The organism is Niastella sp. (genome assembly GCF_045805085.1).
Lineage (GTDB): Bacteria > Bacteroidota > Bacteroidia > Chitinophagales > Chitinophagaceae > Niastella.
In genome coordinates this window covers 1-25,031 of record NZ_JBJMLX010000344.1, presented here as the reverse complement: position 1 = coordinate 25,031, position 25,031 = coordinate 1, and the positions used below count along the sequence as shown (strand labels likewise).

Annotated in this window: 15 protein-coding genes, 1 other RNA gene and 1 pseudogene; 7 read left to right on the top strand and 10 right to left on the bottom strand. The window is 44.9% G+C overall.

Translation table 11 applies throughout. The annotated features are described in order from the left end of the window. Positions 1 to 1,468: pseudogene (locus ACJ751_RS18125) on the top strand (hypothetical protein); the annotation flags it as partial. A 129-nt stretch (positions 1,469 to 1,597) separates the two neighbouring features. Here ACJ751_RS18125 and ssrA read toward each other — a convergent pair. The 5 genes from ssrA to ACJ751_RS18100 form a co-directional block, all read right to left on the bottom strand. After that, positions 1,598 to 1,970: a transfer-messenger RNA gene (gene ssrA / locus ACJ751_RS18120) on the bottom strand. A gap of 53 nt (positions 1,971 to 2,023) precedes the next feature. Beyond that, positions 2,024 to 2,833, bottom strand: coding sequence for a hypothetical protein (locus tag ACJ751_RS18115; RefSeq protein ID WP_407746932.1), 810 nt, complete (start codon positions 2,831 to 2,833; stop codon positions 2,024 to 2,026). Between the two features lie 403 nt (positions 2,834 to 3,236). Beyond that, on the bottom strand, positions 3,237 to 4,598 hold the full coding sequence (rseP, locus tag ACJ751_RS18110; protein ID WP_407746931.1) for an RIP metalloprotease RseP: 1,362 nt from the start codon (positions 4,596 to 4,598) through the stop codon (positions 3,237 to 3,239). 161 nt (positions 4,599 to 4,759) lie between these two features. Then, positions 4,760 to 5,929, bottom strand: a complete 1,170-nt coding sequence (locus ACJ751_RS18105; protein WP_407746930.1) for a 1-deoxy-D-xylulose-5-phosphate reductoisomerase — start codon at positions 5,927 to 5,929, stop codon at positions 4,760 to 4,762. 56 nt (positions 5,930 to 5,985) lie between these two features. After that, the gene (locus ACJ751_RS18100) at positions 5,986 to 7,479 is read right to left on the bottom strand and encodes a GH3 auxin-responsive promoter family protein (RefSeq protein WP_407746929.1); all 1,494 of its coding nucleotides are present in this window, start codon (positions 7,477 to 7,479) and stop codon (positions 5,986 to 5,988) included. 432 nt (positions 7,480 to 7,911) lie between these two features. Between ACJ751_RS18100 and rplU the strand changes: the two genes are divergently transcribed. The 5 genes from rplU to ACJ751_RS18075 all read left to right on the top strand — a co-directional run bounded on the left by rplU (position 7,912) and on the right by ACJ751_RS18075 (position 15,184). After that, positions 7,912 to 8,214 carry a 50S ribosomal protein L21 gene (rplU, locus tag ACJ751_RS18095; protein WP_014216885.1) on the top strand — a complete coding sequence of 101 codons (303 nt, stop codon included), beginning with the start codon at positions 7,912 to 7,914 and terminating at the stop codon, positions 8,212 to 8,214. 143 nt (positions 8,215 to 8,357) lie between these two features. Then, positions 8,358 to 8,615 (top strand): 50S ribosomal protein L27, encoded by a 258-nt coding sequence (rpmA, locus tag ACJ751_RS18090; protein WP_407746928.1) that lies wholly within the window; start codon positions 8,358 to 8,360, stop codon positions 8,613 to 8,615. A 795-nt stretch (positions 8,616 to 9,410) separates the two neighbouring features. Continuing rightward, positions 9,411 to 12,839 (top strand): pyruvate carboxylase, encoded by a 3,429-nt coding sequence (locus ACJ751_RS18085; protein WP_407746927.1) that lies wholly within the window; start codon positions 9,411 to 9,413, stop codon positions 12,837 to 12,839. A 130-nt stretch (positions 12,840 to 12,969) separates the two neighbouring features. Beyond that, on the top strand, positions 12,970 to 13,194 hold the full coding sequence (locus ACJ751_RS18080; protein WP_407746926.1) for a hypothetical protein: 225 nt from the start codon (positions 12,970 to 12,972) through the stop codon (positions 13,192 to 13,194). A 325-nt stretch (positions 13,195 to 13,519) separates the two neighbouring features. After that, complete coding sequence (locus tag ACJ751_RS18075; RefSeq protein WP_407746925.1) at positions 13,520 to 15,184, top strand: helix-hairpin-helix domain-containing protein; 1,665 nt, start codon at positions 13,520 to 13,522, stop codon at positions 15,182 to 15,184. A 57-nt stretch (positions 15,185 to 15,241) separates the two neighbouring features. On the opposite strand, the gene ACJ751_RS18070 is transcribed toward ACJ751_RS18075, so the two are convergent. Genes ACJ751_RS18070 through ACJ751_RS18060 form a run of 3 tightly spaced genes read right to left on the bottom strand, consistent with a single transcriptional unit; the run spans position 15,242 to position 20,934 of the window. Continuing rightward, the gene (locus ACJ751_RS18070; protein WP_407746924.1) at positions 15,242 to 19,012 is read right to left on the bottom strand and encodes an ATP-binding protein; all 3,771 of its coding nucleotides are present in this window, start codon (positions 19,010 to 19,012) and stop codon (positions 15,242 to 15,244) included. 5 nt (positions 19,013 to 19,017) lie between these two features. Beyond that, positions 19,018 to 19,806: a nucleoside triphosphate pyrophosphohydrolase gene (mazG, locus tag ACJ751_RS18065; protein ID WP_407746923.1), complete on the bottom strand. Its 789-nt coding sequence runs from the start codon at positions 19,804 to 19,806 to the stop codon at positions 19,018 to 19,020. Between the two features lie 15 nt (positions 19,807 to 19,821). Continuing rightward, positions 19,822 to 20,934, bottom strand: a complete 1,113-nt coding sequence (locus ACJ751_RS18060; protein WP_407746922.1) for a DUF3667 domain-containing protein — start codon at positions 20,932 to 20,934, stop codon at positions 19,822 to 19,824. Positions 20,935 to 21,054: 120 nt separating this feature from the next. On the opposite strand from ACJ751_RS18060, the gene ACJ751_RS18055 reads away from it, so the two are divergent. Continuing rightward, positions 21,055 to 21,879 carry a hypothetical protein gene (locus ACJ751_RS18055; protein ID WP_407746921.1) on the top strand — a complete coding sequence of 275 codons (825 nt, stop codon included), beginning with the start codon at positions 21,055 to 21,057 and terminating at the stop codon, positions 21,877 to 21,879. 177 nt (positions 21,880 to 22,056) lie between these two features. Here ACJ751_RS18055 and ACJ751_RS18050 read toward each other — a convergent pair whose 3' ends face one another. Then, the gene (locus ACJ751_RS18050) at positions 22,057 to 22,392 is read right to left on the bottom strand and encodes a hypothetical protein (protein WP_407746920.1); all 336 of its coding nucleotides are present in this window, start codon (positions 22,390 to 22,392) and stop codon (positions 22,057 to 22,059) included. Continuing rightward, entirely contained in the window at positions 22,392 to 24,959 is a 2,568-nt protein-coding gene (locus ACJ751_RS18045) for a sodium:solute symporter family transporter (RefSeq protein ID WP_407746919.1), read from the bottom strand. Before ACJ751_RS18045 ends, ACJ751_RS18050 begins: the two co-directional genes overlap by 1 nt. Positions 24,960 to 25,031 lie beyond the last annotated feature (72 nt).

Below are 25,031 nucleotides of genomic sequence, written 5' to 3'. Positions count from 1 at the left end.
TTCCGGGAATTTTCAGGTATTAATTTCTACCGGACAATTTTTGGGTGAGGGCACCGATATACCAAGCCTGGATTGTCTGGTGCTGGCATATCCGTTTTCATTTGAGGGGAAAATGGTTCAATATCTTGGCCGGGTACTACGCACAGAAGCCATTCCGGTTATTTATGATTACCGGGACATACATGTAGATTATTTAGAAAAATTATTCAAGCAAAGAAGCCGGTATTATCAAAAGCTATTACAAACAGGGGGGATACATCGATTGGATGAATTGATGCTGATTTTCAATGAGAATAAAGTTTTCGTCAATACCGATGCTACGACATTACAAATAGAACAACTTGATCTTCCTGTACAAGTAGAAAAGTTTAAAACAGAGGTTGCCTGGAGAATACGAGTATTGAATTATGACGAGGAAAATGGTGAAATTAAAGCAGAGATAATAGATTACGCGGATAATCCGGAAATCAACACTGGTAATCAAATTTCACTGCAGTTCCAGCCTATCGATAAAATAAGCTTTCGTTCTCTTGATACTGCCAGGCTATTACATGCTGTTGAACTTAAGAAATTTACTTCAACCCCAAAAGTATTTGAAGAAGCTAGCGACAATATCCAGCAGCCAAGTTTTAAAATAGTAACGAAACCGGCTGAATGGGTAATTAGGAAAATCATGAAAGTACCCTTTCCAAAGATTCAATTCTCAAATGCCTATGTGGTATTTGCCATATTTGAAGAACTAGGCCAGGATATCAAATTTCAAATTGAAAATTCGGATATACGACCCGAGTTTGAAGCGATCAAAGACTACTTTATAAAAATTCTGAAGAAAAAATTGATCGTCACTGAAATTGAAATTCGTTACAATGAAAATCAGATATTATCTGTAACAGCTTCCTCTGAAGACATCAATAAAATAAACAGCGGCATTATTGATAGTGTTCGTTTTGAATTTGTAAAAAAGAGAATCCTGCCATTTAAAAGACACAACGATGAAAGCTCAATCCTACATACGAGCGACACCTTACTAGATCAGCCCTCATTAAAAGAAATGTTTAAATCCGACAAGGATTTAATTGATGATATCCTAAGTGTAAAAGACTCAAAACATTATCACCATCTTAAATTCCTCGCCGCGCAACACCTTTCATCGATATTAAAAATAAGATTTGTCTTACAGCCTTTTTCATTCTTGTTTCTATTGCAGGGCGACAGGAAGTACCATGTAGTATGGGAAACGCTAAATAGTGAAGAAGCTACTTATGTATGGCATTTTGAAAAAACAATGGATGCATTGCGAAACGGGCTAAGTGAAATCGAAGGAGTGCTAAATGAAATTAAGAATACAGGCAGACAGGATTATCTTAATAAAGATCATCCCAATTTTAGCAGAATAATGCATGATTATTCCGCTGCCCAAAAGGGGTTTGTCGTATGGAAAGGTTTTCTGGAGCAAAGGTTAATATAACAGCATCATCCTAAAATATTAACTCATATAAAGGACCCGAACCAGAAAACAGTTCATTCACAACACTTTATAAAGATGATTCCAATTTCAGAAAACACAAAACCCGCTACGGGAGCGGGTTTTACAATTTCGTGGAGTCGAGGGGACTCGAACCCCTGTCCAAACATATCCTTCAAAAGCTTTCTACATGTTTATTCCGGCATTACTTGTCGGGAAACAACAGGAGACGGACGAACCAATTGTTTCCTTAGCTGAATAGTCTTTTGCAACCGGCACAGCCTACGGTTGCAGCATCCTGTATTTGTTTTGAGTCGGCGGCGGGGATTGGTAACAGAACAACCTTCCCGGCGGCCCTAATGACTACTTAATCACTGATTAGGCAGCCATGGCAAATTGTGTATTGCCATTTGAGTTTTGAATATTCAGATTAACGTGCTAATTATCCAACGCACGACATGCTTACACCTTCAAAGATCTACGCTGTCAAAACCAAAGCGACCCCATGATTAAACAACGAATTGCAAATTTACTGTTTTTCTACGTCTTAACCTACCTTCAGCCACTGCTGACGAAAATTAACCGGATTTCCTCAGGTAAATCCCTGTCAGGCATGGAAAAACGCATTGGCGGCGAGGGAATAAAATAGTATCGTCCCCTGGGGTGATTTATAACATTTACCACCTTCTTTTTAGGCGCCGGAAGGCGACCTGTCGAAGGTAAAGTTGGTAGTAATTCCGCTAAAATATCTTCTTCGCTTATCTCCTGTTTCAACAGCTTCAGGGCACATCCGGTCAAAAATTGATAGTCGCTGCGGCGGGCATACTTACGTGGTAATCGTCCGTATAGCTTTGACCCTATTTTTGAGGCCTGCGCCATAAGTCCGGCATAATACAATACCTGTTGCTTACGGGCTTTTCGCCGGTTACTCTTGAGGGTTTTAATTTTCCAGTAGTCGCTGTTCAATTTGCGGTAGGACCGTTTTGGCGCTGCATTTAATGCATTTATCCATGCCTCTTCAGGCTGTTTATTTACCACCGGGCTTACATATAGTTGCCACAATACCTCTTGTATCTCTTCGTCGCTCTTTCGCGCTTTTAGCATGGTATAGGCTTCGCCGGTAAATGACCGGTACATCCAGCCCTGGCGCCAGTACACAGGTAATTGACTATAAATAGAAGAGCCGATCTTCGACGCTCTGCCCATCAATGCCGCATAGTGGCGGGTATTTTTAAAGCAAGGCGCATAAAGCACTTTTCTGCGGGTCAGGCTGCTTTTCTTACGCACGAAGTTCCTGCCTTCCATAACATAGAAGGTTAAATTGTGCATGGTGCCACGTACAATAAATGGTGCTAAAGCTTCGGCCATGGTTTAAAGTTACTAATTATAAATAAAATGAATGTGTTTAGGAGGAGATATTGATCATACTCAATTGTCTGAACTGGGATGAATGGGATGCGTGGGATGTTTGGGATAGATACCAGCATGCCTCCAGCCCCTATTCAACAGTATACATACAAGTATGTTGCGCCATAGCAACAGAATAGCACAAAGCAGGCTTTACCGTAGTTGAACGCTGCCACATCCATAGATATCCCTACCATACGGAATATTTAAAGCGCATTTTCTAAATACGGGATATAAGGGCCCTCCTACGCTAAAGCTTGCGCCTCCGCTAAAGCTTCAGCGGCACGCGGACGGCGGGTGAGGCAAAAAATAACCCCCGACGATACCGTCGGGGGTTATTCTATAACAATATCTTATTGAATCTCTAGTGTTTAAATAAATATCGCCAGAAGTCCAATCCCAGCGCATAGGCCATAACGCCTAGCAACAGGATCATACCAGCCATTTGCGCATATTCCATGAATTTATCGCTTGGCTTGCGGCCGGTGATCATTTCATACAGGGTGAACAGTACGTGTCCACCGTCGAGGGCCGGAATGGGCAGAATGTTCATAAATGCCAGCACAATGCTCAACAGGGCGGTCATCGTCCAGAAGCGTTCCCAATCCCACTGGGCGCCAAACATATTACCGATGGTTAAAAAGCTACCCAGCGATTCGCTGGCTTTTACTTCCTTGCTGGTGAACAGCAGTTTAAAGTTCTGCACGTTCATCACCAGGGTGTTCCAGCCTTTTTTTACCCCTGCCGGTAACGATTCCAGGAAGGTATATTTCTTTACATCGAATTTCAGGAACTTATCGGGCGGACGGGGATAAAAACCAATGCTGGCATCGGCTGTCAGCTTCACTTTTACAGTAACCGTATCGGCGTGATTACGCAACACCGTTAAGGACACTTCTTTTTCCTTGTAATTCTTTTTTATATCGCTCAGCTCATAAAACGAACCAATGGGCTGGTCGTTAAAGCCAATGATCTGATCGTCTTTTTGTAAGGTGCCTGCCGTGAATTTGGCGCTGTTATTAACGCTGTCTACCACAGCCGGGAACCGGGGGTATGCGAGCGGATCGCCTTTGCGTTGGATCAGCTGACTGATGGTACCTGTTGGTATGGGCAGGTCTATGGCCTGTCCATCGCGGATGATATTTATGGTTTTAGCTTCGTTCAGGATGATATCGGTGCTCAACCGGCTGAAATTCTCAATTTCCTTACCATTCACCGCCATGATCTTGTCGCCATCTTTCAACCCAATGCTTTTACCCAGGCTGTCTACATATACGCCATACACCACATTTTTAGCGGGCAGGTATTCTTCGCCCCAATGCCAAAGGATCATGGCAAATAAAAAGAAGCCGAGTATAAGGTTAACCGTAACACCGCCGATCATGATGATCAAACGCTGCCAGGGTTTCTTACTGCGAAACTCCCAGGGTTCTGGTGGCAGCTTCATTTGCTCTTTATCCATGCTTTCATCGATCATCCCCGAGATCTTTACATAGCCACCCAGAGGCAACCAGCCAATCCCGTACACGGTATCTCCTATCTTCTTTTTTACCAGTGAAAACCAGGGATCGAAGAACAGATAAAATTTTTCAACCCTGCATTTAAACCATTTGGCGGGCAAGAAGTGGCCCATCTCATGTAAGACGACCAATATGGATAAGCATAATATTAATTGTCCGGCTTTAATACCTACTACAGCCCAGTCTATTGCTAACAATGTGATCATATAATCGCGAAAACGCGGTGGTGTTTATTTTAAATTACGCTCAAAATATTGAATTATCCCGCAATTCCCTTAACCGCTCACAAAAAACTTGGAAAGCTTAACGCTTTAAGCTTACTGCGGCACTGTATGAACAACACGTAAGACCCATTACTGTTCGCTTTTTACAGCTTAATAAGGGAGGCGGCAAAATTACGGGCCTCTCCATCGCTGTCAAAATATTCTTCCAGCGTGGGTTTTTCAATAACCGGCACGTGTTGCAGGGTTCGTTCAATGAGGTCGGTCATATCCAAAAAGCCAATGCGATTGCGTAAAAATGCGAATACGGCAATTTCATTGGCGGCATTCAGCACACAGGGCTGATTTCCGCCCCTGAACAGGGCGTCGGTGGCCAGTTGCAGGTTGCGGAATGTTTTGGTATCTGGTTCCTCAAATGTAAGCTGGGCGGGGTTCCTGAAATTATACCGCGGGAACTGGTTGGGTATACGGTGCGGGAAAGCCAGGGCATACTGAATGGGCAGTTTCATATCGGGCAGCCCCATCTGCGCTTTTATACTCCCATCTTCAAACTGCACCAGGCTATGAATAATACTTTGGGGGTGAACAAGTACCTGTACCTGATCGGCGCTCAGATCAAACAGCCAGCGGGCTTCGATCATTTCAAGCCCCTTGTTCATTAAAGTGGCCGAGTCGATGGTGATCTTGGCTCCCATTTGCCAGTTTGGATGCTGCAACGCATGATCGCGCTTTACATTCACCAGGTAATTGGGCTTTTTGCCAAGAAAGGGTCCGCCGCTCGCTGTTAAGATAACTTTCTCGATCTTATTGCGGGTTTCGCCTACGAGACACTGAAATATGGCGGAGTGTTCTGAATCGACCGGGATAACAGGCACCCTTTTTTCGACGGCCTTTTGCATCACAATGTCACCTGCCACTACCAGTGTTTCTTTATTGGCCAGCGCTACTGCCTTTCCTGCATCGAGCGCGCATAGCGTAGGGCGTAAGCCGGCAAAACCAACGATAGCCGCTAACATCATATCGTATACATCCATGCTGGCTACCTCTTCCAGTGCTTTTTCACCGGCAAATACTTTTACATCGGTATGTGAAAGGGCTTCTTTAACTATTTTATACTTATGCTCATCACCTATTACTACAATATTTGGATTGAATTGCAAGGCTTGTTTAATCAACAACTCCTCGTTACTAAAAGCGGTCAATACTTCGGCGGAGAATTTGTCGGGATTGGAAGCTATTACCTCCAATGCCTGACTACCCACTGAGCCTGTTGAGCCGAATATTGCTATGCGTCTTTGTGGAAAACTGTTCGACATGTTCCGGTTTCAATAAGTTTTTTAGTAAGCTAAATCAGTCAGCCTTAACGTTAAAACTACTCTACATATTTTTCAAGCGCCATTGCAATGTTACGATCATTGCTTAACCGGGGCACTTTGTTCTGACCGCCTAATTTACCTATGGATTTCATGTAATCGATAAACCCATGCTTTTTAACCGGGCGAATATGCAATGGTAACAATATATTGCCATTAATAAGATCGTCGTAATAAATGTTCTTTTTGCGCAGGTTGACATCTACCTTCTCGGCAAACCGGTCGAGGTTGGCCGGGCGGTTCTCAAATTCAATGAACCACTCATGGTACGATTTTCCTTTACCCTGCGCGATCATGGGCGCCACGGTGAACTCAGTGATATGCACGCCTTCTTCTTCTGCGGCTTTTATCAGGCTTTGTTCTACTTCTTCTCCAATAACGTGTTCGCCAAATGCCGAGATAAAATGTTTGATGCGTCCCGTTACTACCAGTCTGTATGGATTGGTTGATACAAATTTAACGGTATCGCCAATATTATACCCCCACAACCCTGCATTGTTGTTTATGATCAACGCATAGTTCTCCCCTACTTTCACCTCTTTCAGCGACAGGCGGGTTGGGTTGGCGTTGAAGATTTCACCGGCAGGAATAAACTCAAAGAATATTCCGCTGTTTGTATTTAATAATAAACCTTCGGCATCCTGCGAATCCTGGAACGCCATAAAGCCTTCCGATGCCGGGAATGTTTCAATAGTAGCTACTTTGCCGCCAATACTTTCCATCAACTTATTGCGGTAGGGTTCAAAGTTAACGCCACCATGCACCAGTACAGAGAAGTTAGGAAAGATCTCTTTGATCTTTTTGCCGGTCTTCTCCTGTAATCTGTCGAAATACATTTGCGCCCATGGCGGAATGCCACTTATCAGGGTCATATCCTGGTTAATGGTTTCGGCCACTATTTTATCGAGCTTCGTTTCCCAGTCATCGATGCAATTGGTTTCGTAAGAAGGCAATTGATTAGCGCGCAGGTAACTGGGCACGTGATGGTTCACGATACCGCTTAAACGACCGGTAGGAATGCCGCCTATGCGTTCCAGTTCGGGCGAACCTGATAAAAAGATCATTTTACCTTCGGTAAAATTGGTATTACCCGATTCGGCTATATAACATAACAGGGCATTGCGGGCCGTGTTAATGTGGTTGTCGATACTTTCTTTACTTATGGGAATATACTTTACACCACTGGTAGTGCCGGAGGTTTTAGCCAGATAAATAGGCAGTCCTTTCCAGAGAACGTTGTGTTTGCCTTCCTTTATCTTTTCAATATAGGGCTTAAACTGTTCGTAGTCGCGCACCGGTACGGCCTGTACGTATTCTTCATGCACATTTATCTCCTGCAAATGGTGTTCTTTACCAAATTCAGTTGCCTTACCTATTTTGAGCAGCTCTTTCAGGATGGCATCCTGGTCAGCTACTGCGGTGGTCATACCCTTTTTTACTCCTTTATATATGTAGTGGGCAAATGGTTTTGCCAGAAATGATTTTATTTTCATTGAATCCCGTATTCCATCAGTTAGGAAAAACAAACCTACATCAATTAGTGAAATACGCAAAGACTGATTTGCGGTAATTCACGCAAAGCTATTATTAACTCATTCAATGCGTGATTGTTCGGAGATGGAAGTGTTAAAAAACGGAGTACCGGGTACAGGAAACCATTTACCGGGAACCAGCTACCTGCTGAAGCGAATCCCGGAAATCGGTCCCGGCTAAGCCGGAAGAAACCACTAACCAGCCACCTATATTATATATAATATCCTGTTCAACCCCACCGCTACCTTATTGTAAATGGCTAACAATCAATATTTCTTACTAATTTGCCGCAAAAGCGGCCATTTTCGACCGGAAAATCGTAAAAAAAATCGCTTCAAGCCTTCGCAATCTGGTTCAAACCCTTACCTTTGCACTCCTAATTTTGGAAACCTATGTTTGCAATAGTTAAAATCGCCGGACAACAATTTAAGGTTCAAAAGGACCAAACTTTATATGTACCGCGTGTAGACGGTAAAGCCGGAGATAAAGTAGAATTTTCAGAAATCCTGCTGTTAGATGATGCAGGTAAATTGTCTGTGGGCAGTGCAGTAAAAGGTACTGTTAAAGCAGAGATCCTTGATCAAGTTCAGGGCGATAAAGTAATCGCTTTTAAAATGAAAAGAAGAAAGGGTTTCCGCAAGAAACACGGTCATCGCACGCACTACACAAAAATTCAGGTAACAGCAATCGCTTAATACATTCCAATAAACAAATCGCAGGCTCCAAATTATTGAGCAAGTGCATTTGAGTTTATCCGGATATGAATTTGGTTCTTGTTATTTGAATGTTGGTCCTGTTGAATAAGACATTATTTTAAAAAAATTTCAAACAATCTACCATGGCACATAAAAAAGGGGAAGGTAGCGTAAAGAACGGTCGTGATTCACACAGCAAACGACTGGGCGTTAAAATTTATGGTGGTCAATCAGCTATTGCTGGTAATATCATCATTCGTCAACGCGGTACTGTTTACCATCCCGGAAAAAATGTTGGTATCGGAAGAGACTTCACCATTTTTGCATTGACTGATGGTGTTGTTGAATTCAGAAAAACCAGAAACGATAAGACTATCGTTAGCGTAGTAGCAGTAGCGTAATTTGTTATTTGTAAAGTTGCCTGCATAGTAATTTTTTCACATTTCGTGAAAAAATTTTTGGCGGTTTGGAAATAGTTTATATTTTTACATCTGTTAAATTCTATTTACTAACCGTTAAATTCACAAAAACATGGCAACTAAGAAAAAAGCTGCAAAAAAAGCTGCTAAGAAAGCAGTAAAGAAAGCCGCTCCAAAGAAAAAGAAAGCTGCAAAGAAGAAATAACTTCGGCTTTTTTTGAAAGCAAAAAATATCAAGTCCCGAATTACTTCGGGACTTTTTTATTGCCCCTTCGCTCCTTAGACTCCACTCAGGACTTTTTGCGTTATTAAAGCTTTATACATCCGCTGAAACCCGCGCCACGACTGAGTTTTAACATATAGCGCGTAGTGCGAAGTGTGAGCTCGTTTTCTTAGCCATTTCTCGACTGTTGCCAATAATCAGGGATCACCAATAAGTACTTTTCACGTTTGCCGTTTCACGTTTGCCGATTTCCGATTCACGAGCACCATTGCACCACCTTACCATTAATTAACATTACTGCAAGTATCCATCATAACCATTCCATTCTTATTTTTACACCGTCTTTATAGCAACCTCATTCCTGTTTACACAAGCCTATATAAAACCACTTACCTCTTTTTACCCTGGTACCATTTTTTAAGTCACATGTGAAATCATCATCAACATGGTTTCGTGTATCCGTATTGCCGCCCCGAACCAACCCTGTTGATGCACCGGCATAGCTTTTAGGGTTTCCTTTATCGATAAATAAACAAAAACTATAACTGCCTGTCATGTTTAAAAAAATCCTTGTTGCCAACCGTGGTGAAATTGCCATTCGGGTATTGCGTGCTGCTACAGAGCTAAATATTAAGACCATCGCCGTTTACACCTTTGAAGACCGCTATTCCCTGCATCGTTACAAAGCCGATGAAGCTTATCAGATCGGGAAAAACGATGAACCGCTGAAACCTTACCTGGACATTGAAGCCATCATCAGCGTTGCCAAACGCGAAAAAGCCGATGCCATCCATCCCGGTTATGGTTTCCTGTCAGAAAATGCCCGCTTTGCACAAAGATGTGCGGAAGAAAACATTGTGTTTGTTGGTCCCACTGCACACATTATGGATCAACTGGGTGATAAGATCGCCGCTAAGAAAGTAGCTAAACAAGCCGGTGTGCCTATGATCGAAGACAGCCAGGCGGATATCAGATCAACCGACGTTGCTTTGCAGGAAGCCCGCCGCATTGGTTACCCTATTATCATTAAAGCGGCTGCAGGCGGCGGCGGCCGCGGCATGCGTGTTGTACGCAATGATGAAGACCTGGAAAAAACCGTACAGGAAGCACGCAATGAAGCCAAAACCGCTTTTGGTAACGATACCGTGTTCTTTGAAAAATTCATTGAATCGCCCAAACATATAGAAGTACAGATCCTTGGCGATCACCATGGCAATATCATTCACCTGTTTGAAAGGGATTGTTCTGTGCAACGCCGTTTTCAAAAAGTAGTGGAGGTGGCGCCCGCCATTTCTCTGAAACCGGAAACACGTCAGCAACTTCACGAATATGCCATTCGCATTTGCAAACAGGTAGGTTATAACAATGCGGGCACGGTTGAGTTCCTCGTTGATAAAGCTGAGAATATTTATTTTATTGAAGTAAATCCCCGCATCCAGGTTGAACATACGGTCACTGAAGAAATAACCGGTATCGATATTGTAAAAAGCCAGATCCTCGTTGCGCAAGGGTTCGCGCTTACTGATGCGCCCATCAATATTGCTTCGCAGGAACAATTGCAGATCTCCGGCGTGGCCATTCAATGCCGGGTAACTACCGAAGACCCTTCCAACAATTTTAAACCCGACTTTGGTACGCTCATCGCGTATCGCAATGCGGGTGGCCCGGGTATCCGGTTAGATGAAGGCAGCTCCTACCCCGGCGTTAGCATCTCTCCTTTCTTTGATAGCTTACTGGTAAAGATCACCGCCAGCGGCCGCAACCTCGCAGAAACCTGTGACAGGTTGGTGCGCACGTTAAAAGAGTTTCGTATACGCGGTGTAAAGACCAACATTGCCTTCCTTGAAAACGTGTTACAAAATACTACGTTTCAAAATGGGCTCGCTACAGTTGATTTTATCGACAACCATCCGGATTTATTTCATTTTGAACCGAGAATGGACCGCGGCACCAAAGCCCTGCAATACATGGCTGAAATTATTGTGAACGGTCATCCTGATGTGCCGGCTGTTAACCCTGCTGTTACCTTTCGCACCCCGGTAGTGCCTGATGTGGTGCAACCGTCCATCACCAAAGGCTCCAAAGACCGGCTTACCGAAATGGGGCGTGAGAAATTTATCGATTGGTTAAAGAATAACCACAGCATTCAATATACCGATACCACTTTCCGCGATGCGCACCAGTCGCTGCTGGCCACCCGCGTACGCACTACCGATATGTTGAAGGTGGCTGAAACGGTGGCTAAAAATCATCCGGAGATCTTTTCGCTTGAAATGTGGGGCGGCGCCACCTTCGATGTAGCCCTTCGCTTTTTGCATGAATGTCCCTGGCAGCGCCTGCAACTGATGCGCGAACGCATTCCTAATATTTTGTTCCAGATGCTGATCCGCGGATCTAACGCAGTGGGTTATACTGCCTACCCCGATAACCTGGTGGAGACCTTCATTGAAGAATCCTGGCAGAACGGGATCGATATCTTCCGCATTTTCGATTCGCTGAACTGGCTCGAAGGCATGCAGGTGAGCATTAATGCCGTTCGCGAAAGAACGGGCGGACTGGCAGAAGCCTGTATTTGTTATACCGGTGATTTCCTTGACAAGCAACGCAATCATAAATTCAACCTGCAATACTATATCGACCTGGCCAAACGCCTGGAAGATGCCGGCGCCCACATTCTGGGCATAAAAGATATGGCCGGGCTGTTAAAACCCATGCAGGCAGGTATCCTGGTAAGTGAGCTGAAAAAATCGATCAACATTCCTATTCACCTGCATACACATGATACCTCCTCTATTCAGTCGGCTACTTATTTAAAAGCCATTGAAGCCGGGGTTGATGTAATTGATGTGGCGCTTGCTTCTATGTCCGGGCTTACTTCGCAACCCAATTTCAATTCCATTGTAGCTATGATGCAGGGCCACCAGCGTGAACAGCCCATGAACCTGCATAAGTTGAATGAACTTTCCAACTACTGGGAAGATGTGCGTGAATTTTATTATCCATTCGAATCGCAATTAAAGGCTGGCACTGCAGAAGTGTTCGATCATGAAATTCCGGGCGGACAATACTCCAACCTGCGCCCGCAGGCGCGTTCATTGGGACTGGAAAACCAGTTTACCGATATCAAGAAGAATTATGTGGTAGTGAATAAACTGTTTGGTGATATTGTAAAAGTAACGCCCTCCTCGAAGGTAGTAGGCGATATGGCCTTGTTCATGACAGCCAACGGCTATACTGAACAGGATATTTTTGATAAAGGCGAAACTTTATCCTTCCCCGATTCAGTGGTTGGTTTATTCCGTGGCGACCTGGGACAAACGCCGGGCGGCTTTCCGGAAACCTTGCAGAAACTGGTGCTCAAAAATGAAAAGCCCTTTACCGACAGGCCCAACGCGCATTTACAACCGCTGAACATGGTTAAAGAAAGGGAAAAATTTGAAACCAAATATGGTAAGCAGTATTCGAACCTCGATCTGCTGAGCGCCCTCTTTTACCCCAAAGTGTTTGACGAATACCATCAGTTTAAAATGGCGTTCGGGGAAGTGTATTATGTGCCCTCTCCTGTTTTCTTTTATGGATTAAAGCCTAATGAAGAAACGCTTATCGAGTTAGCGCCGGGCAAAAGCATTCTCATAAAATTTTTACATATGAGCCAGGTTGATGAGAATGGTTATAAACAGGTATTCTTTAAACTGAACGGACAAACCCGATCCATCTTTATAAAAGATAAGAGCTTCACCTCCGTAAAACCAACGCATAAAAAAGTGAGCGCGCCCAATGAGATCGGCGCGCCGCTGCAAGGCAAGCTGTCGAAAATACTGGTAAAAACCGGCGATGCGGTGCAAAAGAACACGCCCCTCTTTGTTATAGAGGCCATGAAAATGGAAAGCACCATTGTGGCGCCCAGCGCAGGTGCGGTGAAGAATGTGGTGTTAAACGAGGGCGTGTTTGTGGAGCAGGATGATGTGGTGGTGGAGTTGTAAAGCGTGAATGGGCCTACACTAATGGTGTAGGCCCATTATTAAGTCGCTGATTATTAGGCTTGGATACAAGCAATTTTTGCAGTAAATTACATACGGTTTTAGGGTTATTCCTGATAAAACAGTGTGCATTATGTCAGATAATACATTTCATATCCGGATAAAAAAACAATATGCTGCAGCTTTGATCGAAGACCTGATCAAGGTACATGCTGTTGAAGCAATTCCTGACGAAGAAGCAATTGAACTTACAGAACAACAAAAAGCAGCCCTGGATAAGGAGCTTGTAAACATTTCATCGAATCCTGATTATTTACTTAAATGGAATGATATCAAACATCGGTTTAAAAAACCCTGACGTTGTATACCATTTACATTTCCCCTACGGCGGTTGACGATATTACAGTGGCCATTGAATATTATAATTCTCTCGCTACCGATCTTGGCTATCGCTTTGCCGATGTAATTACTGAATATATTGAGCGAATTGCTCTTTCTCCAACTTCATCAGCAACACGCTACAAGAACATACGTTGCAAACCTGTAAAAAGATTTCCCTTTCTTATTACCTATACCATAGATGAGCTAAACTTATCTGTTAATATTCTACGTGTTTTTAATACTTACCAGGAACCTCTTTGGTAAACCAGAAAGAATTAATTTAGCAGCACATCACCATTCTTATGATCGACAACTACTTCATAGCCGACCAATTTTCCCTGCTGGCCAAATTAATGGATATGCATGGGGAAAATTCGTTCCGGTCGAGAACCTATTCCAGTGCCGCCTTTGCCATTGAAAAAGTAACGCATCCACTGGCTGAAATGCCTGAAGATAAACTGGTATCCATAAAAGGCATTGGTGATTCTGTTGCTAAAAAAGTAATTGAAATAGTTCGAACCGGCAAACTGGGCGCCCTGGAAGATATTATTTCCAAAACACCGCCCGGCGTGCTGGAAATGATGAACATTAAAGGACTGGGACCAAAAAAAATAGCCACCATCTGGAAAGAGATGGGTATTGAATCGGTTGGTGAACTGTTGTATGCCTGTAACGAAAACCGGTTAACCCTCTTCAAAGGTTTTGGCGAGAAAACGCAAAAGAATGTTCAGGAATCCATCGAGTTCTATATGAAGAACCAGGGCAGTCACCTGTATGCGGAAACGGAAGTGTACGCCATAGCCATTGACACCACACTGAAGAAAGAATTCCCGCAACAACAATTTGCCCTAACCGGTCAATTCAGACGCCAGCTTGAGATCATTGACCAGCTGGAATGGGTAACCACCGCTACTGATGAGGAGTTGCTGGCCTTCCTGGGTTCCAATAATTATAAAACCCAGGAAACACTGGAAGATATCTTCAGCGTTCTGGGACCCGAAAATGTGTTGCTGAAATTTTACCGGGCAACGCCTGAAAGCTTCAACAGCGTTCTTTTTCAAACCAGCGGCAGTGACGATTTTATAGCGGCCTGTCAGGCTTTACCGGGTTGGAACCCCACGGCTTCTTATCAATCGGAAGAAGAAATATTTTCCGCCCTGCAGCTGCCGGCTATTGCCCCACCCTTACGGGAAAAAGCAACCGCGTTGTATAACCAGGCTACATTGATACAACCCGGCGATATCCGGGGCATCATTCACAGCCACAGCCAATGGAGCGATGGGGTGCATACGGTGGAAGATATGGCCAAAGCCTGTATAGATCAGGGGTATGAATACCTGGTGATCAGCGATCACAGTAAAAGCGCCGCCTACGCCAATGGGTTAACAGAGGAACGCATTCGCGAACAACACCGGTATGTAGATGAGCTGAATGAAAAATTCAAGCCTTTCAAAATATTCAAAAGTATTGAGTGTGATATTTTAGGCGACGGCGCACTGGATTACTCCAACAATGTGCTCTCCACCTTCGACCTGGTGATTGCTTCGGTGCATTCCAATTTAAAAATGACGGAGGATAAAGCCATGATGCGGTTGCTGAACGCCATCCGTAACCCCTACACCACCATTCTGGGTCATATGACGGGCCGCTTATTGCTCAGCCGTCCCGGTTATCCTGTAGATCATGTAACCATCATCGATGCCTGTGTTGAGAACCATGTGGTGATTGAGTTAAATGCGCACCCCCGCCGTTTGGATATTGACTGGCGCTGGATTGATTATGCCATCGAAAAAGGCGTATTGATCTCTGTTGATCCCGATGCGCACTCTATTGACGGCTACGATTGCCGTTACGGGGTACTGGCCGCGCAGAAGGGTGGATTGACGAAACAGCAAAATCTCAGTAGTTATAGTTTACAGCAATTTGAAGATTATTTAGCTAATAGGAAGAAGCTAAGAGGGATATAAGTTGCGGTTATTAGGTTATTTAGGGTGGGTCGCTCTTTGAGAGTGACCCACCCTTTTTTAATTCGCTCTTAATAACGGGATCTTCACATAGAACGTAGTGCCCGCTCCTTCTTTTGTAACAAACCAGATCTCTCCCTTAGCCTGCTCCACAATACCCTTACTCATAGCCAGGCCGAGACCTGTGCCGGAGGTTTTGGTAGTAAAGTTGGGCGTGAAGATGCGCGATTGCGTTTGTTCCGGAATGCCTTCGCCATTATCTGTTACGCTTACGGTAATATACTCGCCATTCAAATGTTCGTTCATTCTAATAACCCGGTCATCGCGGCTGGCACAGGCTTCTACGGCGTTCTGCAGCAGGTTGGTGAACAAGCGGTTCAACTGCGTACGGTCGGCAAAGAGCAATACGCGTTGCCCAACCGGCGTCCATTTAAAGTCGAGGTTACCACCGGTATTATATAAAGATGCCAATGATTGCAACATTTCGTGCAGATCAAATACTTCGTTTTTCGGGTTACCGATATTCGCAAACTGTGAGAAGTCGGAGGCGATCTTCGACAGGTGATCGATCTGCTCTACCAGGGTTTTGGCCACATTGGTCGTGAGCACTTTTACATCCGTTTGATTATCGGCTATGGCTTTTTGCAAATACTGAATGCTCAGCTTCATAGGCGTAAGCGGGTTCTTGATCTCATGCGCTACCTGCCGGGCCATTTGTCGCCAGGCGCCCTCCCGCTCGCTTTTGGCAAGGGCTTCGGCACTATCTTCCAGCTTGGTCACCATCTTGTTGTACTCCCGCACCAACACGCCTATTTCATCGTCCCGTTTCCATGTAATGTATTCGTTCTCTTTACCCAGGTTCACTTCGCGCATCTTCTGGCTGATGATGGTAAACGATTGGGTTATGCGGTTCGTGATCAACAACGCAATACCACCTGCTACCAGGAAGATAAATGCAATCAGGTTGATAACCGTAACCACGAAGTTGGAGATCTCCTGCTTCAACTCCGTCTGGCTGCTGTAGGATGGAATATTTAAAAAAGCTACGGCATGCCCCCGTTTATTGCGAACGGGGGAATAAATGCTCAGGTAATCGAGCTTGCCCACCTGTTCATTCGTCACGGTCTGGATCTGTTCCAAATGATACAGCCGGTAATAAGCCAGCGGATTCATTTTGGTACTCAGCACCCCGCTTGAATAAATGTTCATATCCTGGTTGCTGGTAACCCGCAGCCCGCCCACGGTATCATACAGGTTCACATCCATGCCATGCACTTCTGACATTTCCCGGATCAACTGTTCCATCCCTTCACTGAACACCGGTTCATAAAACAACGAATCGTCCATGGGGTGTTGCCTGTTAATACTCGTTTGAACCTGGTTCACCATGATCTGCATGGCCCGGGTTAGACGGTCCTGGTTATTTCGCTGGTAACGATTTATAAAGAACAGGATGGTAGCCACCCCAATTACACAAAACGAGAGTAAGCTCACCATCAAAATGGTGCTGTGGATCTGCGACCGGATGCTTAACTGCATGGTCTGGCGCAATGCCGACCAATGGAACCGGCTGCGAATGATGAGCGAGCTGAACTGGTAAAATGCCAGCAGGAACAAAAAGGTGCTGAACAGGTAAGCGAACAAGGTGATTGCCTCGATGAATGTATTGCTTTTACGCGCAATGATCACCACTTTATCCGACGATGGCCGGTACCACAATTCTTCATAAGAATTATTGCGAAGGCGGGTAAACTCTTCCTGAGGGATGAGCGAATTGGCCAAATGGGTTGGAAAGGCGTAATCATTGTAATTCGAGATCAAATTCCGGTTACTGTCGTAAATGGCGTAGGCCCACACCGAAGAATATTGCTCGGGCAACAACGGGTTGTTTGACCTGAACAATTCGGGTGTTAACGCTTCGTACTTATACCGGCGGGGATCGGCCAGTACAAACAGCGTCCCCAGTTTTGTTGTATCGCGATATGCTTCGCGCCGGTAGATGTAAGCGAACTTATCGAACGACTGTTCAAAGAAACGCATGCCCGGGATAGCCGTTTTCTTACCGGCTATGGAAAAGATCGTATTGAGGGTGTCAAACGATGCCTGTTCATCATTGAACAAAGGCGCATCGGCTGAGTCGAACGTAAATAATCGAAGATTATAGCGGGTGTTTACATCGCTGTTCTTTTGTATGATGCTGTCTTTAAGAAATGCATTGGATTGCGGCTTGCTGAACCGGTTCATATTCTGCACTACAAAATTACTATCGAGGTACGCCAGCGTAAAGCTCAGCATGTGCTCACTCATAGGGTCTGACTGTAAAGCCAGTTTTTCTGCAAACCGTTTGCGGGTTTCCAACTCAATTTTGCCGTTCTCAAAGATAATAACCGCCGACATAGAGCCGGAAAACACGAACAACCAGAACAAGACTTCCGATACATTCAACCTGAAGTTCAAGCCCGCAAAAATGCGTTGCTGCATCAGCCACATAAACACCATCAGCCAGGGCAACACATACAAACACAACTCTACAATGCTGTTGTTGGTAGTGAAGGTGAGTATCATTAACCCGATGGCACCCACAATGATGAACATAAAGTAATTGCGGTCGCCTACCATTTTTCCTGCCACCGTTAACAAGATCTGTGACATGAAAAAATAGCTGAGGGCCAGCGTAGCCAGTACTATAAATCCAATAAAGCTATATGGTGTAGCAATTAAACTGAAGAAGTTGGTAACGTTAAAAGAGATCTTGGCATCTGACACCATGGTTTGCAAAATGGCGGCAAACATAAAGGTCACAATCACCAGGGCGCTTACCGAGGCGATCAATGCCGCCCAGTTCTTCCACGACTCGCGGTATGGCCGGATAGATGAGATATTAATACGCCGGTTAATGAAGGTGATCACCCAGCACAACAACAGGGCATTGATCAACAGATCGCCCAGTGAACTTAATATAAAGCTGGATCCATAAATAGCCGGATCGAACAATTCGAACTGGCGCAAGGCCAGAATATTGGGAAAGCCATATACGATCAACCGCATGGCCAGCACGACCCCGGTAAGCAGGCTTATGCCATACCAGATGCCATAGCTACGGCTAACAATATCTGCTACCTGGTGCAGAAAGAGGAATAACAGGAAGAACCCAAGTATGGTGGTTAAGATAACCCAGATATTGTGCGGTTTGCCATACAGCGTGTTTTGCTGCAAATAGAACAACACCTCGCCTGACAAATTTTTTACCGGGAAATCGGTGACGGTATTGGAAATGTCAACCTGCCGGGTAGCGCCCTTGAGATCGACAAATTCTTTTTGCAGGTTTTCCGTTTCCACATTGTATTGCCACTTTCGCATTACGGGTATCAATGCTTCGGCAATGAGGCGACGGTCGTTTCGCAGGTACAGGATGCGGGCAGTATGTACATACACCCCATTCGAAAGCCGTTCCATGCGGCTGCTCATGCTGTCTTCCGATAAATGTTTTACCGGTTGGATCTGTTGTGTATTCCAGAAAAGAAGAGCGGGCGGTACATCAAATTCGGTTTCATCATAAATATATAAACCATACCCCTTCTTATTATCGAGCAGTTTTTGCAGCGTGGCTTCGGTATAGGTTTGATCGACCAGCTGACCCATTATAGTGGTATCAGTAGTGAGTTGTTGAAAATCCTTTTCCTTTTCCTGGATCCGGTTTTGAATTAACCGGGCAAAATACCGGGGCGAAGTAACATCGGTCACATACCTGTTCAAAATATAGGCAAGCGTAAACAGGCCTATGGCAGCTAATAGTGTATAGGTATACCTGTTAAATAGTTTTTGCTGCAAATGATTCAAGTATCGGGGTTTTGTTTTTTGATCGCATTCCAGATGGCATCCATTTCAGTCAGGGTCATATCGGTCAGAGGTTTCCCCTGTTGCAAGGCCAGCTGTTCCATGCGGGTAAACCGCGAAATAAACTTTTTATTGGTTCTTTCCAGTGCGTTCTCCGCATCTATCTGCAAAAATCGTGCGTAATTGATGAGGGAGAAAAGCAGGTCGCCAAACTCCTCCTCTATTTTTTCGGGTTCATTGGCGGCCACGGCTTCGTGCAGTTCGTTGGTTTCTTCTGTTACTTTATCCCAAACCTGCTCCCGGTTATCCCATTCAAACCCAACCTGGCGAGCTTTCTCCTGCAGGCGGGTTGCCTTTACCACGGCAGGCAGGGAAACGGGCACACCGGCCAACACCGATTTCTTGCCTTCTTTTAACTTCAGCTTTTCCCAGTTCTGTTTTACTTCTTCTTCGTCTTTTACCTGTACATCGCCATAAATATGCGGGTGACGGTGAATCAGTTTTTCGCAAACGCCATGAATGGCCTCTTCGAGGGTAAATTGTTGTTGCTCAGCGCCAATTTTTGCATAGAATACCAAATGCAGCATCAGATCGCCCAACTCTTCCTTAATGCCCTTCCAGTCCTTATCGGTGATGGCATCGGCCAGTTCGTACATCTCTTCAATGGTCAATGGCCGTAGCGTTTGAATAGTTTGTTTTTTATCCCAGGGACATTTCTCCCGCAAATCGTCCATAATACCTACCAGGCGCATGAATGCATCCGCCACCGCTTGTTGTTGTTGTGCCATATATCACCAAAATTGTTAAAATTTAAACACTGTAAATAAAAAGAAGGCCAGGAACAGGATAATGATTGACAGGAAGGCCCATGTATTCAGAATAAAAAACTTGAGCAGTGTTTTGCCCCGGCCCTGCCCATAAAACTTTCGCATGGCTTTGTAGGCATACCATACTCCGTATAACAATACAGCCGCCTCTATCCAACCTATCCAATCCCAGTTCAATGACTCGCGTAATTCAACTATACCAAAGTACACCAATAAGTTAATGAAGGTAAAGATATACAGATATATCAAAAATATGGCGTGTGTCACATACAGGAACTGTTTGCGGCGATAGTATAATAATTTCAGGTAAAAGGCATACAGCGGTAACGATACGAATAAGAGGTAAGGAAAGGTATGGATGAATTTCTCCAGCAGTTCTTTCCACATAGCCCGTTGGTCGCCTTTGTACCGGGCATCCAATTCAATTTCGCGGTGTTTGGCCCGGCGCTCTATCCAGTTATCCTGTTCCTCTTTGGGCAGCGCTTTCTGGATGGAATCATACTCCTGAATAGAAGCGTACTCCCTTTTTGGATTGACCAGGTTGAAATTATAGTTCTTCTTCCTGATCTTTTTTGTGTAGAGGGCAGTTGTATCGGATCTCTTTTCTTTTTCTGCTATTCGCATATAGGGCGTAGCCAGATCAAGGGCTTTCAAAACAGCTGCAGAGTCTGCTGCATCCTTTGCATTTGCCAGCGCCCTGGTTTTAACAGAATCGGGCAACGCTACTATTAAATCGTTCTTTTTATCTTCAAATGATCCTTCCAAATCATGGAAATGGAATATAGAATATAAAAAGAGGAAGAATAATGCGGAAGAAAAAACATACATCCTGATGGGGTGCAGGTAACGGGCCCGCCGGCCTTCAATATATTCTTTTGGTAAAAATCCCGGGCGGGTAATCAGGTACCTGGTAGTGCTAAAAAACTTACCGTCAAAATGGGTAATGTCGTAAAAAAAGTGACTTATCAGGCTCCAGACAGTTTCTTTTGGCTCAATATTTTCCTGTCCACAAACATGACAATACCTTCCATGGAGTTCAGCATTACAATTCAGGCAAATTTTCTCGTGACGTTCTTTACTATGTGACAAAGGGGAAATTTTATCTAAAAATAAGGAAACAGGTTATTTTACAGAAAAATTCACAGTTCCGTTGTATTATTGGACCAAATTATTCGTTACTAAAGCGCAAAAAATTAAGCTGTTTATAATATGATCAGAATTTTTGGGTTATCACTTCTTATTAGTTTTATTGCTCATACAGCGTATAGCCAACACTATTACAACGACCTGGTAATGACCAATGAGATTGTCAAAAAAAGAGCGGTATTCCAGGCTAACAAAGTAAGATCGGTAAAAATGACCAGTTTCGATGGCAATAACCAGCCTATTGAAGGTTTTGGCGGCACCCAGGCAGTTTCTGCCACGGCCATTACTACCGAAACCTCTACCAGCCTGAGTGGAAAAGACGAGATCACGCATTATTTTAACGAGAAGGGACAGGTGACCCAAAGCATCGATACTACCGATGGCAACAAGGTGATCATTCAATACACCTACGACGCCAACAATCTTATTACCGGAATTATCAATATGTCGTTTTCGCCCGGCGGTTATTCCACCCGGGAACAACACCTTTGGTTTTATAAAGACGGGAAACCAGAGAGGATGCTGAAAATAAAGAGCAGTTCAGATACAACGGTGGTAACCTTTAAGCTCGATGAAAAAGGGAACGTGGGTGAAGAAAGAAGCGTTCATGCAGGCACTGAACAACCCGCGGTGTATTATTATTACGATGACAAAAACCGGTTAACCGATGTGGTAAGATATAATAACCGCCTTAAAAAATTGTTACCTGATTACATTTTTGAATACAATGAAGCAGGTAATGTCAGCATGATGCTGGTAACTACTTCCGGCGGGGCCGATTACCAGAAATGGCTTTATAAATACGATGATAAAGGGCTGAAGCAACGGGATGAATGTTATGCGAAGAATAAGATGCTTATTGGGAAGATAGAGTATAGTTATCAGTAAGTCGTGAATCGGCAATCGTGAATGGCTCGCGACTTTTGAGATTAATGAACGACCTTGCGGCGCCCGAAATTATTGCCGATTGCCGATTGCCGATTGCCGATTGCCGATTGCCGATTGCCGATTGCCGATTGCCGATTGCCGATTGCCGGATCACGGCTCCCCTTTAGGAGGCTGGGTTTACCAAATTTCGATAGTGACTTCCATTTCGCGATCGCCACTCACCTTAATGACCAGTTTGCTGGCAATAAAGCTTTTGCCTTTATATTCGGGCGATGCGGAGTAACGTAAATTATGACCGGCTGCCAGGAGTTCTTCGATCATTCCATCAATGCGCGATTTCCCCTCCAACACAAATTCAGGCACATAAATGATATTCAGCGCCACATCTTCCCCTCCCCAGTCCAATGGCATTAAATGGAGTTTTACCAGTTCTTTTTGGGCACATAAGGCTTGCGCTTTTTCCTGGCTGTCGATATGTGAATAGTCGGGCTGCATATTCCCGAAAATATGCATTATTTATTACCGCGAGACAATAACATACTGGCCACATACGCCACCAGTACACAGATGAATACCGCTGCTGCAGGGTACAGGAAAAAGTTGATGATGCTGGCTGCCTGAATAAAATACAGGCAGATAGCGCTCACCACAAACCCTATAAAAATTCCTTTGCTGTTGATGCGCGGGAAAAAGATTCCCGCTACAAACATCCCCGCCAGGCAACCGCCAAACAAACCGATTATTTTTATGTACTGGTCCCAGATGGAGGCATTGCGCAGGTACACCATATAAATAGCGATCAGGCAACCAACCGCACCCAGTAGCACGGTTACCCACCGGGCAAAAGCAAAACGCTGTCTGTCAGTACTGGCGGGTTTGGCGCTTTGATAAAAGTCGGTAGTGATTACCGTGGCAATGGAGTTCATACTGCTGCTGATGGTTGACATGGTAGCCGCAAACAAACCGGCAATAACCAACCCGGCTAAACCTGTTGGCAACTGGTTGCTGATATACCAGGGAAACACATCATCGGTACGGCCATGCGGGTTCAATGAAGCAGGATGATGCCGGTAATACACCCACAATGCGGTTCCAACACTAAAGAAAATAAGCGAGGCCGGAATTACTAAGATGGCATTGGTATAAATTGATTTCTTTGCTTCTTTTTCGGTGGAGGTGGTGAGGTAACGCTGCACCACCACCTGGTCGCTTGAATAGGTGACCAGCTGGGTTAAGAACCCGCCTACAAACACTACCCATAATACAGGTTCGGTGATCGTCCAGTCGGTGATCGCCAGCCGGAATTTATCGTGGTCCATAGCTTCGGTGAACAATTGTCCGAAACCGCCATGTAATGAACCGGCAATAAAGAACAGGGTTGCCAATGCACCGCCGAGTAATACGCCCACCTGCATCACTTCTGTCCAAACCACCGCTTCAATACCGCCTGATACGCTGTACGCCGTGGTAATTAAACTGGTACCAATGATACAGATAAAGATGTTGATGCCGGTAACGGCGCTTAATACCAACGCTGGCAGATAGATCACAATACCGAGGCGGCTTACCTGGAACAAGACAAACGTTAAACTACCCAGCCATTTTACGGGCCGGTTGAACCGGATGTTCAGGTATTCGTATACACTGGTGAGTTTTAGTTTGCGGAAGTATGGTAAATAGAAATACACGACTATGGGCGCCACTACTACGATCATTACATTGTTCAACAAGTATACCCAATCGGTAGCATAGGCTTTGGCAGGAATGGCAATAAAAGTGAGGGCGCTTAGTTTGGAGCCAAAGATGCTTAACCCTGCTGCCCACCAGGGAATTTTTCCACCGCCCAAAAAGAAACCGCTGGTGGTACGTTGCATATTGCGCGATACAATAACGCTGATAGCGATCACCAGCAAAAAATAAATGCCAACAATGGTCCAGTCGAAAATACGGAAGCCTCCAGGTGGTTGTATGGGTGTGGCCATTAACACCCGGTTGGTACGCGTGCCGGGGCGCACTTCACCGCCTGGCAGCACCAGGTTACCATTCCAGACAACTGCTGGTGTGGTAACCGGCGCCCAGGTACTGTTAAGGGGGTTGCTCTCAGCATCTGCTTTATGATCGGTAAAAATATTTCCTATGGTGCTCCATGTATCGGTTATAGAATTATACATCCATACCTCGGTCGAAAAGCCGGGATGTTTTTGTTGCAGCGTCGCGTTCTGGTCAAAATATTTTCCATTATCGCCACCAAACACCAGCAAATGGGTTTGACCGGTAGTAAATGCAGGCGATGGGGCTGCGGCTACTGATTGCGGCAGATCGGCTATGCGACTCCAGCCTTTGCCGGGAATATATTTGTAAGCATCTTTTAAAAAGGTACGATGCACGGTGCTGTCACCTGGTTGTTTGGTGAGGGTAGCGCCGCTTAATAAGTAGAAAGCGCCTTCCTGCGTAGCGGCTACTGCCAGCATTCTTCCCGGACCGGGCCAGGGTGTTTCTGTTTTCCATGCCCGTTGTGCGGCAGGTTGCGCCAGGTCGAGCACCCAAAAATTTGTGGAGGCTTGTGTGGCCGTGGGTGTGGTAGTACCTCCGGCAATGTACAGTGTAGAACCTATTACAACCCCACAGGCGTTGGCAATGGGTGTTGGTAAGGCAGGCAGGTTCTCCCTTTCAATAGCGCCATTTTTATAACGCAGTAGCAGCACTTCGTTGTAATGCTTTGTGGCATCGCTACCACCGGCGACAATTACGCCATCCTGCCAGGTTATCGAAATCCCATATGCAAGCGGATGCGGCAGTTTGCCCACTTCTTTCCATTGGCCATTGGGTTGTTCCAATGCAAAGATCTTATCGTACCAGGTTTTGGTAGCGCCATTCCAGGGTGTGCCGCCTGCTCCAAAATTAGATCCTCCTGCTACCAGCAGCGCCCCGTTTGATACGCCGGCAAATGAACCGGCAAAACCAACGGAGGAAGGAATGGCTGGTAATTGCGTCCATTGCAGGTAGGGCTTGGGGGAATCCTCAGCCCTGCTGTTGAGGGCAAAGAAGAGAAGGAATATGTAGAGGAAATATTTTTTCATTTAGCATTCGTTATCGTGAATGGTCAATGGTGAATGGTGAATGGTGAATGGTGAATAGCTCGCGAATGTTTG